General features: G+C 65.2%; 13 protein-coding genes. 2 read left to right on the top strand and 11 right to left on the bottom strand.

Annotated elements, in window-relative coordinates; genetic code table 11:
• Position 1: 1 nt before the first annotated feature.
• Genes C1A15_RS04815 through C1A15_RS04805 form a run of 3 tightly spaced genes read right to left on the bottom strand, consistent with a single transcriptional unit; the run spans position 2 to position 3,463 of the window.
• Entirely contained in the window at positions 2–538 is a 537-nt protein-coding gene (locus C1A15_RS04815) for a 4Fe-4S dicluster domain-containing protein (protein ID WP_101721504.1), read from the bottom strand.
• A 1-nt stretch (position 539) separates the two neighbouring features.
• Complete coding sequence (locus tag C1A15_RS04810; RefSeq protein WP_101721503.1) at positions 540–2,735, bottom strand: molybdopterin-containing oxidoreductase family protein; 2,196 nt, start codon at positions 2,733–2,735, stop codon at positions 540–542.
• Entirely contained in the window at positions 2,732–3,463 is a 732-nt protein-coding gene (locus C1A15_RS04805) for a molecular chaperone TorD family protein (protein ID WP_101721502.1), read from the bottom strand. Before C1A15_RS04805 ends, C1A15_RS04810 begins: the two co-directional genes overlap by 4 nt.
• A 174-nt stretch (positions 3,464–3,637) precedes the next feature.
• On the opposite strand from C1A15_RS04805, the gene C1A15_RS17320 reads away from it, so the two are divergent.
• Both C1A15_RS17320 and C1A15_RS04795 read left to right on the top strand, forming a co-directional pair.
• A complete protein-coding gene (locus tag C1A15_RS17320) occupies positions 3,638–5,224 on the top strand; it encodes a response regulator transcription factor (RefSeq protein ID WP_101721501.1) in 1,587 nt (528 codons plus the stop codon).
• Positions 5,225–5,229: 5 nt separating this feature from the next.
• Positions 5,230–5,892, top strand: a complete 663-nt coding sequence (locus C1A15_RS04795) for an aspartate/glutamate racemase family protein (protein WP_101723703.1) — start codon at positions 5,230–5,232, stop codon at positions 5,890–5,892.
• Between the two features lie 130 nt (positions 5,893–6,022).
• Here C1A15_RS04795 and C1A15_RS04790 read toward each other — a convergent pair whose 3' ends face one another.
• The 8 genes from C1A15_RS04790 to C1A15_RS04755 all read right to left on the bottom strand — a co-directional run bounded on the left by C1A15_RS04790 (position 6,023) and on the right by C1A15_RS04755 (position 13,914).
• Positions 6,023–6,670, bottom strand: a complete 648-nt coding sequence (locus C1A15_RS04790; protein WP_101723702.1) for a SanA/YdcF family protein — start codon at positions 6,668–6,670, stop codon at positions 6,023–6,025.
• Positions 6,671–6,817: 147 nt separating this feature from the next.
• The gene (locus tag C1A15_RS04785) at positions 6,818–7,873 is read right to left on the bottom strand and encodes an NADH:flavin oxidoreductase (RefSeq protein ID WP_101721500.1); all 1,056 of its coding nucleotides are present in this window, start codon (positions 7,871–7,873) and stop codon (positions 6,818–6,820) included.
• The gene (locus C1A15_RS04780; RefSeq protein ID WP_101721499.1) at positions 7,870–8,061 is read right to left on the bottom strand and encodes a hypothetical protein; all 192 of its coding nucleotides are present in this window, start codon (positions 8,059–8,061) and stop codon (positions 7,870–7,872) included. The genes C1A15_RS04785 and C1A15_RS04780 overlap by 4 nt, the downstream gene beginning before the upstream one ends.
• Positions 8,062–8,227: 166 nt before the next feature.
• Positions 8,228–8,494 (bottom strand): hypothetical protein, encoded by a 267-nt coding sequence (locus C1A15_RS04775; protein WP_101721498.1) that lies wholly within the window; start codon positions 8,492–8,494, stop codon positions 8,228–8,230.
• 75 nt (positions 8,495–8,569) lie between these two features.
• Positions 8,570–9,085, bottom strand: coding sequence for a hypothetical protein (locus tag C1A15_RS16815; protein WP_146001809.1), 516 nt, complete (start codon positions 9,083–9,085; stop codon positions 8,570–8,572).
• Positions 9,086–9,171: 86 nt separating this feature from the next.
• Positions 9,172–9,750, bottom strand: a complete 579-nt coding sequence (locus C1A15_RS04765; RefSeq protein WP_101721496.1) for a hypothetical protein — start codon at positions 9,748–9,750, stop codon at positions 9,172–9,174.
• Between the two features lie 85 nt (positions 9,751–9,835).
• Positions 9,836–10,492, bottom strand: a complete 657-nt coding sequence (locus C1A15_RS04760) for a hypothetical protein (protein ID WP_101721495.1) — start codon at positions 10,490–10,492, stop codon at positions 9,836–9,838.
• Entirely contained in the window at positions 10,489–13,914 is a 3,426-nt protein-coding gene (locus tag C1A15_RS04755; protein ID WP_180952997.1) for a leucine-rich repeat domain-containing protein, read from the bottom strand. Before C1A15_RS04755 ends, C1A15_RS04760 begins: the two co-directional genes overlap by 4 nt.
• Positions 13,915–14,010 lie beyond the last annotated feature (96 nt).

Here is a 14,010-nt window from a genome sequence, read left to right as displayed (position 1 = left end):
ATCACCTCACGTAGTAGATCTTGGATTCGGTCAGGTCGCCCGCGAGAGGCTGGGCGTTCGTGCGGGCGATCTCGCGCGAGATGTCGCTGTCGGGATCGTCGAGGTCGCCGAACACACGCGCACCGGAGATGCAGGTGCCCACGCACGCCGGCGGGTTGCCCGGCTCGCCTTCGTACCAGCAGAAGCGGCACTTCTCGATGACGCCGGTCTTCTCGATCTGGATGCGCACGCCGTAGGGGCACGCCGCCATGCAGTACTTGCAGCCGATGCACTTCTCCTCGTCGACCAACACCACGCCGGATTCGGTGGTGTAGGTGGCGTGCGTCGGGCACACCTGCTGGCAGGGGGCGTCCACGCAGTGCATGCACTGCACGGGCACGGTCTCGGCGTACACGCTGGGATAGGTTCCCTGCTCGATCTCCTGGTAGCTGATGAACGCCTCTTCGGGCTCCAGCTTGTTGATCATCTGGCACGCCATGCGGCAGGCGTAGCAGCCCACGCACTTCTTGGTGTTGATGAGCATTCCGTAGCGGGTCATGTTACGCCTCCACCTTCCTCACCGTGACGGCCACTTCCTGGCTCATGGTGGCACCCGTGCCGGGCTCCATGTGGAACGGCACGAAATCGGTCATGTTCAAGCCGAACTCGTACGCGCGGCTCTGGTACGGCGACGATCCGCCGTAGTGCGTGGGCAGGAACACCACGCCCGGGCGCATGCGCTGCGTCACGCGCGCGGCCACCTGGCCGGTATGCTCGCTCGACGCGATCTCGATCAGGTCGCCGTCGGCGATGTTCAGCTCGGCCGCATCCTGCGCCGAGATCCACGCGCGCTCCAAGCCGTACTCGCGCGAGATAGCGTTCATCGTGGCCACGTTCTGGGTCATCGTGTGCGAGTGGATGCCCTGCTTGCCGCCCACCAGGAAGAACTCGCCCTGCTTGGGCTCCACGAGGCGCGGTGTCCAGCCGATGACCGGGTTGAGGCCGGCCTCGCCAACCGCCTCGGACATGAACTGGAACTTCTCCGTCGGGGTCTTGAACTTCGGCGTCTTGTACTCGAAGCCGGGATCGGGAAGCTCCACGATGCCCTTCTCCTTGAGCTCGTCGAGGCTCACGCCCACCGTCTCCAGCTGCGCGGCGGCAAGCTCCTCCACCGTGAAGGGGAAGTACTGGCCCACGCCGCACGCCTCGGCCAACCCGGCGAAGATCTCGTCGCACGGCTTCGTCTCGGGATGGATGGGCTCGAGCACCTGGGTGCGCATGGCCACGTAATGCTTCTTGCCGCCGATGAACTCGGGCAGCTCCATGCGCTCGAGGTAGGTGCACTCGGGCAGCACGTAGTCGGACGCGAGCGCCGTCTCGGACATCTGCACGTCGATGGTGACCACGAGGTCGGCCTTATCGAGGCCCTCGCGCCACACCTTCGGCTGGGCGTAGCCCTGCACGGCGTTGGAGTTGTAGAAGAACACGCCCTTCATTTCGCCGTCGAGCGCAGCCTGCAGCACGGCCAGGTTCGAACCCATGCCGCTGGGAGCGAGCGGGTACTCTTTGTCGCCCACGCGCTTGGCCTCGGGCTTCGGAGCGGAGGGGAACTTCTGCTTGTCGATGTCGCCCGCCTTCGGCGAGGACGTGAGCAGCGCGCCGCCCTTCGCGCCCCAGCTGCCCAGAAGCGCGTTCACCGCCGTCACCGCGCGGGCAGTGTCGAACGAGTTCTGGTGCGCGCAGCCGAACGCCGCGCGCCACGAAGCCTCGACAGCGGCCGCAGGGGCGGCCTTGGCGAGCGCCCGGGCGATCTCCTCGATGGTGGCCGCCGGCACGCCGCACTGCTGCTCGGCCCACGCCGGAGTGTACTCCTTGGCCTGCGCCGCGAACTCCTCGAAGCCCACGGTGCTCTGCTCGACGAACTCGTGATCGTAGAGGTCTTCTTCGATGAGCACGTTGCAGATGCCCAGCAAGAACGCCAGGTCGGTGCCGGGCTTGATGGACACCCAATCGGTGGCGAAGATGCCCGTGTTGTTGAGGCGCGGGTCCACGATGACGACGCGCGTGCCCTTGTCAGCCGCAGCGGCCAGGCTCTGCACCGACGAGGGGCGGATGCCGTCGCCGTAGCTGCGACCGATGAACACGACCATCTTGGAGCTGCCGAAGTCGACGGAGAAGTTGCCCGTGCCGATGGTCTGCGCGAAGCCGGCCTCCTTCGAGGAGTTGCAGGCCGCGCCGTGCGTGTAGATGTTGGCGGAGCCGAGCGCGTTGATGAAGCGCTTGGAGTACTCCTTGCCCGAGGGGCGCGGGTCCTGCACGATGGCCAGGGCTTCGGGGCCGTTCTTGGCCAGGATGTCCTTTACCTTCGCGCCGATCTCGGAGAACGCGGTGTCCCAGTCGATGGCCTCGAACGAGCCGTCAGCCGCGCGGCGCATGGGCTGGGTCAGACGCTCGTCGGAATAGGCGATCTGCGCCACGCCGTGGCCGCGACCGCAGATAGTGCCCTTGGCGTAGGGATGCTCGTCGCTGCCGCGCAGCGTGAACAGCTGGCCGCCGAGCGTGGTGGCCACGAGGCCGCACTTGCTGGAGCAGCCGTTGCAGAGCGACGCGCCCTCCTTGCGCTCGTACGATCCCTCGGCATGGGCCGACTCGGCCTGCCATGCGCCGAGGGAGCACACGCCCGCGCCCGTCGCGGCCAGCGCCGCGGTGGCCGCAGACCCCTTGAGGAACGTCCGCCGTGTTACGGATGAGTTCATTTCGCTTCCTTCCTTTCCTCCCTTGTTGGTGCCGTTTTCGCCTCGTCCGGCATCGGCGCGTCCTGCCCTATGCGTTGCGCGAGCTCGCCCAGAAGCGCAACGTACGCGCGCACCTGGCCGATGCCGCGCGCCAAGGCGGCGCGCGCCTCCTCGTCGAAGGCCGAAGCCGAGGCCGCCTGCTCCGCGCGCTCGCCGAGCGCTGCGTCGTAGGCGTCGAGCCAGTCGAAATGATCCCGTGCAAGAAGGCGGGCAGCCTCCTCGTTGCCCGCTTCCACGTAGAGCGCGAGCAGCTCGCACAGAAGCGTCAGATGGTCGGGCATCGCCGCGAAACGCTCCGGCACCTCCACCTGAAGCGCATCGTAGAGCGCCTGCACGTGGCGTGCCGCGTCGCCCAGGTACATCCCGCGCGCTCCGCCGAACTGCGAGCCCGGCAGAGACGTCCAAGGCTTGTAGAGCGACTCCACCGGCATGGCCGCGAGCGGCATGCCCGGCGTGAGCACCTCGCGCTCCACCATGCGGCGAGCGGCATCGTCCACCGGATCGGGGACGGCGAGGCCGCATGCGGCGAGCGAGCGCCGGACGTCCTCGGGCAGCCGGACGGTTTCGAGCTCGTTGCAGCACGAGCCCTCCCCTTCGGCTTCCGTCGCGTCGCCGGCTGAACCGGTCGTGAAAACCGGAGCGCACGCCAGTAATCCTATCAGTATGGTATCATTTTCCACGTCGACCATCGCAGCCCCCTTCCTTCGACGCTGGCCATGCTATGACGAGGGTGTCGGGGCAGTATCATCAATTATTGATGATTTGATTGTTTGCGCTGGTGGTAAGCTTTTCTACAGCAACAAGAGAACTGCGCGCCGTCTGTCGGGAAGCGGGCGGCGCTGATGACGAGGAGGGGTTCGTTCATGCCCGAAGGCCTGTCGCGCTCACGCGATCGACGCAGCATGCGCATGGTGTGGAAGACGCTGCGCATGCGCCATCTCGGGCTCGCGTTCTTCTGGGCGTGCAGCATGCTCACGTTCCGCAGCTCCATCCTGCTGTCGGGGCCCTTCTACACCACCGGGTACCAGACGCTCGTCGTGATCGTGTCGTTCGTCGCCAACATGACCACGCTGTTCCTCGTGGCGGCGCGCATGGAGCGCAACCCCTCGTTCTACGACAAGCTGCCCGCGTCCGCGTTCACCGCGTGCATCATGGCGGGGCTCGGGCTGCTCGCAGGATCGGGCGTGGCCGCAAGCTCCGGCTTCCTGCCCGGCGAGGTGGCGCTCGCGCCGCTTCTGGCGGGCGCGGTGCTGGCGGGCGTGGGCTACGGCTACTTTTGGGGAAGCTGGGCGGAATGCCTCGGGCGCATGCACCCCTCGCGCACGTCGTTCTACCTTCCGGCGGTGCTGCTGCTCACGGCGTTGCTGTTCGTGGCGTTCTCGTTCTGCTCGGAGGAGCTGGGCGTGCCCGCGCTGCTGCTCATGCTGCCCCTTCCCGTGCTGTCGCAGCTGTGCCTGACGCGCTGCAACCGCGAGGTGCCGTCCGAGCGAGCCGCGCTCTCCACGGACCCGCAGCGCTACCGCACGGCGCTCGGCTCGCTCGTGAGCCTCATCGTGGCGAGCCTCGTGCTGTCGTGCCTGTTCGGATACGTATGGCAGATGACCGTGGTGTCGGTGGACTCCGCCTACGAGGCGCATCGGCTGCCGCTCATCGCCAACGTGGTGGCGGCTGTCGCCCTCATCGGCCTCGTGCTGTTCGCGCGCCGGCGCATCGACCTCGCGCTCACGTTCAAGGTGATCGTGCCCATCCTCGTGGTGCTGTTCGCGCTCATGCCGGCGTTTTGGACGACGAACCCGGTGGAGCTCAACGTGGTGATGAGCGCCTGCTACGGCGTGTTCGACGTGATCATCTGGTACATGGTGGCATCCACGGCCTACGACCTATCCGTTTCGGGATTCGTGGTGGGAGGCATCGTGCGCGGCATCTCCATCATCGCGCGCCTCGTGGGCATCGGCATCGGCTACGTGGTCATGCTCATTCCCGAGAGTCCGTCCATCCTGGTCATCGGGGTATCGGTGGGTGCGGTGTACGTGCTGGCCATGCTCGCGTTGCTCCAGAACACGCGCCATCGGTTCTCGTTCCTGAACCTGGGGAACGCCAAGGCCAAGGAGGAGAGCGAACCGGCGGCGGCGCAGGGGCCGGAGCCGCGGCAGGCGGCGGCGCAGGCGGCCACGGCGCTCGAGTCGGGGAACGGGGAGCCCGCCCCTGTCGCCGCGGCACTCGCGGAGCCCGACGGCGACGTGTTCGACCAGATCTCCGACTACTACGGCCTGACGCGTCGCGAGGCGGAGGTGCTCCCCTATCTGGCGCGCGGGCGCTCCGCGAAGGTGATCGCCGAGGCGCTGTTCGTGTCGGAGAGCACCGTGCGCACGCACACGCGGCGTATTTTGGAGAAGACGGCCCTGCACTCGAAGCAGGACCTCATCGACCTCATCGAGAAGTACGAGTGAGCACCATGAACCCCGCCCTTTTCAAGCCCTGCACCGTCGGCATCGTCCGCGTCATCACCCAGGACCAGGAGCGCACCGATGCGCATGGGCGGCTCGTCGAGCGAGCTTTTTCACAGGTGCGCACGATATCGCGCTGCATCCCCGACCAGCCCGAAGGCGTGCACGATGCCGACACGTTGCGCGGAGCAGAGCCGAAAGTGGTTGCGCTCGCCCGCCAGCTGGTCGAGCTGGGCGCCGACGGCATCATCGTGAGCTGTGCCGACGATCCTGGCGTGGCCGAAACGCGCGCCGTCTTAGACGTGCCGGTGGTGGGCGCGGGCGAGAGCATGGCCGCTGCCGCCGCGCGCCACGAGGGCCGCGTGGGCGTCATCGGCATCACGCCCGAAGCGCCGCCCGCGTTCAGACGCATGCTGGGGGCGCGCTTGCTGGCGAACCTCGTGCCCGACGGGGTGCGCGACACGCGCGATCTGAACACGCTCGCAGGTCAGCGCGCCGCGATCGCGACGGCTCGCAGGCTGCGCAGCGAGGGCGCATCGGTCATCGCGCTTGCGTGCACGGGGTTTTCGACCATCGAGCTGGCGCCGATGCTGGAAGGCGCAGCCGGCATCCCCGTGCTCGACCCCGTGATGTGCGAGACGCTCGCGCTGCTGCGCGCGCTTGGCAAGTAGGGCGGAGCGAGGCAGGGGAACGGGGAGTGAGACAGAGGGACGGGGTAATTGTCTCATTTTGCCCGCAAAATGAGACAATTACCCCGTCCCTCTGTCTCACTCCCCGTTCCCCTGCCTCGCTCCGCCCCCCCTATCCCTCGGTGACGTCGCCGGACTGGTTGAGGCTGATGGGGTCGCCCACGAACGTCGAGGGCACCTGGAACAGCGTCTTGAAGAAGTCCTTGGTGCGCGCAGGCACCTCGCGCAGGTCGTACTGGAACTGCTTGGAATAATCGTGGTAGTCGCTGGCCACGCCGATGGCCTCGAGGCCGAGGCCCTGCGCGGCGTACAGCGCGCGGTACAGGTGGTAGGTCTGGGTGGCTACGACTATGCGCTGCGCGCCGAACACGTTCTTCGCGCGGTACATGCTCTCGTACGTGGAGAACCCGGCATGGTCGCAGAAGATATCCTGGCTCGGCACGCCTTGGGAAATGGCGTAGTCCTTCATCACTTGCACCTCGTTGTACGATACGGTGCTGTTGTCGCCGCTCATGATGAGCTTCGGCGCCGCGCCTACCTTGTACAGAGCGATGCCGTCGTCGAGACGATCCTGCAAGATGCCCGACGGCGTTCCATCGGCGAACACGGACGCGCCCAGCACCACGATGGCGTCGGCGTTGTAGCCCTCCGCCGCCTGAGGCTCGACGATGCGGTCCTTCGTGCTGACGACGGTCACCACGTTCGTCACCGCGAACACGGCAACGACCACGAGCATGCATCCGAGCACCAAACCCAGCATCGTCTTCAACCATCCATGTTTCTTACGTCGTGTCATAGGGGTCGATGATAGCAAACCACACGACGCCCCCGCCAGACGATCTCCCGCTCGTCATCGAAACTCAAAGCCGATTACACGATAATAGCGCGAGAGAGGAGCGGCGGGTTCTCAGGGCAGGATGCAGCGGTGGCCGGGCGACGAGCTGCAGCCGTTGCACGAGACGCAGCGCGGCGCATACGCTCGATCGCCCATCCAGAGGTTCGGCAAATCCGGTTCGCAGATGAGCGGACGGCATAAGCCGAACCCGGCGATGCCGTCTTCGATCGCAAGGCGCTCCATCGCGGCGAAGCGACGGTTGCCTCCCGTGAGGATCACGGGGATGTCCGCCTCGCGCACGAGCCGCTGCGCATAGGCGGCGAAGAACGGCTCGCCGGCATAGTCCTTCGCACGGCAGGCGCGCCAGTTCCCGCTCACCTCGATGGCCGACACACCGCGCGCCGCAAGCAGCTTCGCCACCTCGATGCTGTCGTCCTCGGTCAGGCCTCCCGCCACGCCGTCGGAACTGTTCAACTTCACGAGCAGCGGGAACTCCGCGCCCGCCCGCGCTCGGACGGCGTCGACGACCTCGACGAGGAAACGGGCGCGGTTCTCGAGAGAACCGCCGTACTCGTCTGCGCGCCGGTTGAGCAGCGGGTTCAAGAACTGGCTGAGCAGGTAGCCGTGCGCCGCGTGCAGCTCCACGCCGTCGAATCCCGCGGCCTGAGCGCGCGCGGCTGCGTCGGCGAACGCATCCGCGAGCACCCGCAGGTCGGTCGCGCTCGCTTCGACCGGGATGATGCCGGTCTTCGGATGGGCGACGGCCGACGGCCCGAGGATGCGCGCGCTCGGCGGATCCAGCTTCGTCGCCGAGCCGCCGTACACGATTTGCGACACGACGCGCGCCCCGCGTTGATGCAGATCATCGACGAGCTTTCGGTATTCGGCAACGAACGAGTCGTCGTAGATGCCGAGCATACGCGGGTTCGGCTGCTCCTCGCGCGTGACGTATGCATAGCTCACGATGATCGTGCCCACCCCGCCTCCGGCGAGCTCCTCGTAGACGGCGCGCAGCTCCGGCGTCAGATGCCCGTCGTCGGTGGCCAGCGCCTCGTAGGTGGCCGCTCGTACGAACCGGTTCCTCGCCCGCAGCGTCCCGATCTGCAACTCCTCGAACAAGACGCTCATGGCATCGCCTCCTCATGCGCGAACGTTTCCAGCAACTCTTCCCGCAACGCGATGTGCGCATGCGCGAATCCCGGATCGCGGTACTGCGGACGCTTGCCCGTCAGCTTCGCCAGCTGATGCGCCAGACGGTTGAACGGTCCCCCGTCCATTGCCTGCCCCTGCGCCACCGTCGCCACCGCGAAGCCCAACGCCTGCAGCGTGGCTCAACGACGCGCGCCGCTCGTTTGCCTCTGCAAATCGAGGTGATAGAGCGCGCTGTCGTATTTGACGACCGACTACGAGGAATCCTTGAACGCACTTTAACATAGAGTTGCCGTCGGCGATATGCATCACCGACGCGCCCGCAAGCAAGGTTCACACAGAGAGCCGAGATCGTTGTCTCGCGTGCCAATCCATGAGTTTCTGCCTGCCGAAAGAGGTCAGTGCATACGCATTCTCAAGCTGGGCGCCGTTGTCGAAATAGCGCGGGATCACCGTGAGAGCTCCTTCTTTCTGCAGCAGCTTGCAGACCCGGCGCACCTGACCGTTGGACAGGTCCAAGGAACGCGCCAGGCTGCTATACGACAGGCAAGGCAACTCGCCGGGTTCTGCAAGTCTCTCAAGGTACGAAAGCACGTGCATCTTTCGATCCTTCATCACGGCATTAGATATTCTCGCCAAGGCGAGCCCCCTTTCTGATTGTCGGTAGAGACAACATCACGACACCACGATCCGGGTTCCCAGCTCGGCCCCGTTGAGAGGCTGCGAAGGGTCGTCCAGGCTGAACGTCGCTATTTCCACCGTCACGGGGTACGTACCCGCATCCAGCGTCCGGCTCAGATGGATGCTCGGAATGGCTTGGCCGGGAGGCACCAGGTCGGATCGGTACAGCACTTCGCCGCCGTCCTTCAGTTTCACGGTGAATCGCATATAGCAGGGATTGCCCTCGGTGTTGACGAGGGGCACCTCCACGGTATCGGTTCCCGCCTTCATATCCCAATCGGAATAGGTAGGTATGCGTATCCTGCCCCGCTCGCCACCATCGGGGTTCTCGTATCCGGGAATGCTGTACTCGGCAGCAGCAGGGTCGATGCGAACGTCGTTCTTCGGCTGCGTGAGAAGAACCGTCGTCGCAATCGCTGCACCAACGAGCGCGAGAAGGATGAGAGCAGCGAGGGCGATACGCCTTTTTCGCCTGGAACGATGCCGGTCGTCGGCCAACGCATGGTTCAACGTCGATTCCACCTTTCTGTGATGTTCGGAACAGACGCCGCCCCGTCGCAGACGCGACGGGGCGGCGATCGTTTCGGGAAACGCGCCTACGGAATGACCGTCTTGGCGTCGTCGTAGGTGAAGGTGAGCGTGTCGGTGTGCGAGCCGCTCTCCGCAGCGTCGCCAGTACGCTTAGCAACGCCCACTGCCGTGCTGTTCGTCTTGGTGAACGTGCCGATATCGGTCTTGGCGGTGCCCGTGGTCGTGTCGAACTTCTGCGTCGTCACTCCGGCTCCGGTGTAGGCGATCTCGTAGGCAACCGGATCGAGGGGGGCCGTGGATTTCTGCAGCTTGAAGCCGTTCGCGGACTTGAGAGCGAGCTTCACTCCGGCGTTAGGGAAATCTTGATCCGGAATTTGATCGACCGAACCGCCGGGCGTGGTGTTGTACAGGTTTACCGTTGCATCCACGCCTACGGCTTTGTCGGGGCCGAAGGGGATGGAGGTGGGGATCTCGAAGCCCCAGCCGTTCGTGCCGGGCACCTGCTGCGAAGACGAATACGTCACGTTCGTCGTGCCGGTCTGCTCTACCGCGAACGCGGGAGCCGCCGCCCCAACGGTCAGAGCGGCAGCGCACGCCCCCGTCAACAGGATACGCCCCACATTGCGGTTCATCTTGATGTTCATGCTGCACTTCCTTTCGCTCGCATGCTTTCCGGCATGCATGTCTGTTTGCCGCGGGAGCCGACGTGCCGCCCCCTTGCTTCTATGTTCACGCACTCTCGTGCGGTTGAACCTTGTTTGCGTCGTCGGCGCGGAACCGGAAGCGGTTGGCGCATCGCGTGGCGCACCATGCGCAGAGCGCTACCAGGACCAGGGCGCTTACGCCGATCCAGAGGCCATCGCCCGTCCGCGTCAAGCTGTGCCAGATCCCGCCGGACGCATCGGTACCGCCGCCCTCCGCGAGAGGCGCCGTGCCGAACGCCACCTCGATGTCGACCTGCGCATCCTCCGCCGCCAGCGTCAGCAGTCCTTCCCCGCTGATCGCACCTGAAACGTCCTCGCCGTCCACAAGCACGGATGCGACGAAGGATCCTTCATCGGGCACTATGCGAAAATCAAGGAGCTGGCCCCGAGATACTTCGACCTCGACCGTTCCATCGCGCACGACGACGAGGGGCGACGGTGCTTGCGAAGAGCGCTGCCCCGCCCCGGCATCCTGCACGGAACGAACGCCGACCAGCTCGAGCTGGCCCCGTCCGCTCGCGGTTACGGCGAAGGGCCAGGTCTGAGGCGAGTATTCGACGATGGCGCTTCCCGAGCGCTCGTCGGCCCAGGCAGTCGCCGGCATCGCCGCAGGCAACGCGCACAGCAAGCAGAACACGAGAAGCCCTCCGCACACCAGTTTTCGAGCCGACGAACGCGTCATGGGGTCACCCCCTTCTGCACGATGTCGACGCGGAACGTCATCGTGCCCGCATAGCGGACGTTCGGCTTGAACACGCTGACCGGGTCGATGCTTGCCAGCATGAAAGATCCCGCTTTCTTCGCCCCGTCGCTCGGATCGATCGTCATGAGCGGTGACGGAACCGCGCCCGGGTTGTCGGCATCGTTGACCCCGGGATCGTACACGCCTCCATCAAGCGTCTGCACCTCGATCACCTTGGCATCTCCATCGCCCGAGAGCGCGAGCAGGGGCGCATCCGCAGACGGGCGCGTCACCGACACCTGGTACACCTGGTCGGAAGGCCACGTCGCACCGGGGGCTTCCGCCTCGGCCGAAACGGTCACCGCGTGATCGTCCGGACCGCCATCCGGCGAAGTCGGCTCGGAGTAGAGCCTGTTGCCGGAAGGCTCCAGCGAGATGTGCTGGGGGATCGAGAGGAATCCAAGCAGCGCAGGGTCGTCGGCTCCCAAGTCTACGGCCTTCCACTGCGCGTAGAGCGTCACCGTGCCGCCCTCGACAGGCGCAGGATCGGGCGTGGCGATCGAAGCGCCCGGGGAGAAGAAGTTCGACCCCTCCGTGCGGTCGCCCTCGGGCAGGTCGGGCGAGGTCGCCCAGCCGACGAACGCGTAACCGCCCATGGCGAACCCGTTCTCGGGAAGCGCTGCGGGCCGGCCGTACGTCAGGCCCGCAAGGCCGGTCGTCGTACCGGAGACCCAAGCCTCGTCAGGCACGGTTGCGCCCTCCGGGCCGGCCTTGCCGAGCTTCGGGTCCTGTGCGACCATGAACTCCCAGTTGTCGTCGAACTCGACGTCGTAGGAGTTCGCGATCCACCGGTTGTAGAACTCGGGCTTGTCGCCGTCCACGGCCGTCACGGTCTCGGGATCCACCGGCGAACCCGTCCCGCCCGGCCCGGGGCCGGTTCTCCACCCTGCGTTCGCCGCGGCGTCATAGGCACCCGGCTGCGTGCGGTACCCAGGTTTGTTCAGGCCGAAGTTCGCGATCCCGTGCATCTCTTCGACGGGGGTGTGCCCTACGCCCACCCATTGGACGTGCGTGCCGATCAAATCGGAGAAGCCCTCGTCGCCGTAGTAGTTGAACTCGAACGGCACGCCTTTGTCCACCGATTGCAGCGTCACCGTACCGTGCGAGAGCGGCCCCGAGCCTCCCGTGCGCCATATCTCGTAGCCGTACGTGAACGTGGAGCCCGCCGTCTCGACGAGGGCCTTATCGTACGTCGCCACATGATCCTGCTTCCACGTAGCGACGTTGTCGGGCTGAACGTTCGAGCCGACGCCCGGTACGTTCAGCCCGACCGCGTCCACCCGGTCGTGCACCAACCCTAGCGCATGGAGCGCCTCGAGGATGATATCGGCCTTGCCCGGCCCGCCCGCGGCCGAGTCGCCCCAGACGGCGGGCTCGTCCACCGTTTGACCGGCCAAGATGTCTGCGCCGACGCTTCCCGGCTTGTCGAGGTTCGCATTGCGCGGCAGTTCAAGACCGGCCATGTGGTTGCCCGCGAAGGCCCGAGCGCCTACCGATTGCAGCGAGTCGGGCAGCTTGACGCCGCTCAGCTGAGCGTTCTCGAATGCAGAAGCGCCAATCGAAATCACCGTACGGCGGTCGAGGGGGAGGTAGCCCAGGGGCTTGCTCGGATCGAGGGGGTTCGGAAACGCGCCGAGGTTCGTGTTCATGAACGCCTTGTCGCCGATCTTGACGTTGAGCTTCGTCACCCCGCTCGTCGGTTCCGGGATATCGATGTACGAGAGCGAGGTGCAGTCCTTGAAGGCGGATGCGCTCAACGTGATGGTGATCACTGAAGAGGATCCGAAGACACCGGTTCCCACGTACACGGTTTCGAGCGAGGAGCAGCCCTGAAACGCCTGCTGCCCGATGGCGTTCCCGTTACTTATGCTATCCAACAAGGGAGCGTTGTTGAAATTGAAGGATCTGAGGCTGGTGCAACCCTGGAAAGCTCGGTTTCCGACGCGGTGAAGCGTATTGCCCTCGGGCACGGAAACGTCTATCAGGCTCGTGAGGCCCTTGAACATCTCGTCGGGGACGACGATCCAGCTTTGGGAAAGAACGACCTTCGTCACCCCGGGGTTGTCCGCAATGATGCCTGCCGCAGGTATCTGAGTGGTATTCTTGGCGAACGATATCTCGCCCGACAGCCTGTTGCCCGCGAACGCGTACGCCCCAAGGGTGGAGAACACCTTCCCGCTTATGGGATCGTTCGCTATGAGGTTGTTCTGAAACGCGCTGCTGCCCAGGGAGACAGAGCCCGCCTGAAACGTAACGGCGGTTATCCGGCTGTTGACGAAGGCAGAGGATCCCACGGTGTTTATGCTCGCAGGGAACACGAGAGGACCCGCTATCCTGTTATCTGCGAACGCCCTGCTCGGGATCGAGCTGAGGGCAGTGTCGGACGGGATGTCGAGCGACGTGAACTTGCATCCGTCAAACGCCTGCAACCCAAGATCGCCCAGCGTTTTAGGAAGGGAGAGCGACCCCCCTATCCCCCCGTCACCCATGAACGCATAGTTTCCGATCGACCTAAGGTTCGGGGGGAGGACCACGCCCGTCACTCCCGATGCGTCCTTGAAGGCATACGATCCTATGGCCGTGAGCTTCGCACATTTCGAGAAATCGAGCGCGCCTGTCAATCCCGAGCCCGCGAATGCCTGCGTCTCGATGCGCTCCAGATTGACCGCTTGGGAGAAGTCGATGCCGCACTTCAGGTTCTGGTACTTGGTGTACCCTCCCTCGATCGCGACGACCTTCTTGTTGGTAGCCGGATTCGTCGCGGGCACGTGCACCGTGCCCGACGTGATGGTTCCGCCAGTGTAGCCGGTTATCTTGCAGGTGTCGTCATCGATGCCGGCGAAGGTCCACGAGAATCCCGGAGGGTCGGCTGCCAAAGGCGCAGCCGCCAGCGCATTCGGCACCACCGCTTGAGGAGTCGAGGGTTCCGTTTCATACGAGTCCGCCTCTTGCGTAGAGCTGGAATCGAGCGCTTCGGAACCGCCTTGCGCACCTTCGTCGACAACGTCGACGATGCTCTCATCGCTTCTCGCATTCTCATCCTTATCCGGAATCTCAGCTTCTTCGCCCTGAGCAGGAAGGTCGGCCTCCACAAGCGTTTCGGGCTCGGCATCGGGCGCAGGCGGAGTCGACGGCTCGTCCGCCGAAACCCCTTCGCCGTACTCCATCGGCGCCGCGATGGGAGCGGGGTTCTGCTGGTCAGAGCCCGCTTGCGTTTCCTCTCCAACGGCATCGGAAGCCGTCGGGAGCGCTGCGACCAGCAGCAACGTCGCGCACAGAACGCCCAGACATGCCTGCGTGCTTCGCTTGATGCGCTTGATCGTTCGGCGAACGCCGTTTCCTCTTTTCTGGGTTTTGACCATACAAGAACCTCTTAGCATCCTTTTCATTCGTGGACTCCCGGCACCTCTCGCGTTTCATGCTCATCCGGTTTTTCTCGACAAGCATCGAGGTCAGCG

The sequence above is a fragment of the Eggerthella timonensis genome, assembly GCF_900184265.1.
Taxonomy (GTDB): Bacteria; Actinomycetota; Coriobacteriia; order Coriobacteriales; family Eggerthellaceae; genus Eggerthella; species Eggerthella timonensis.
This window is presented reverse-complemented; position numbering and strand designations above follow the sequence as displayed.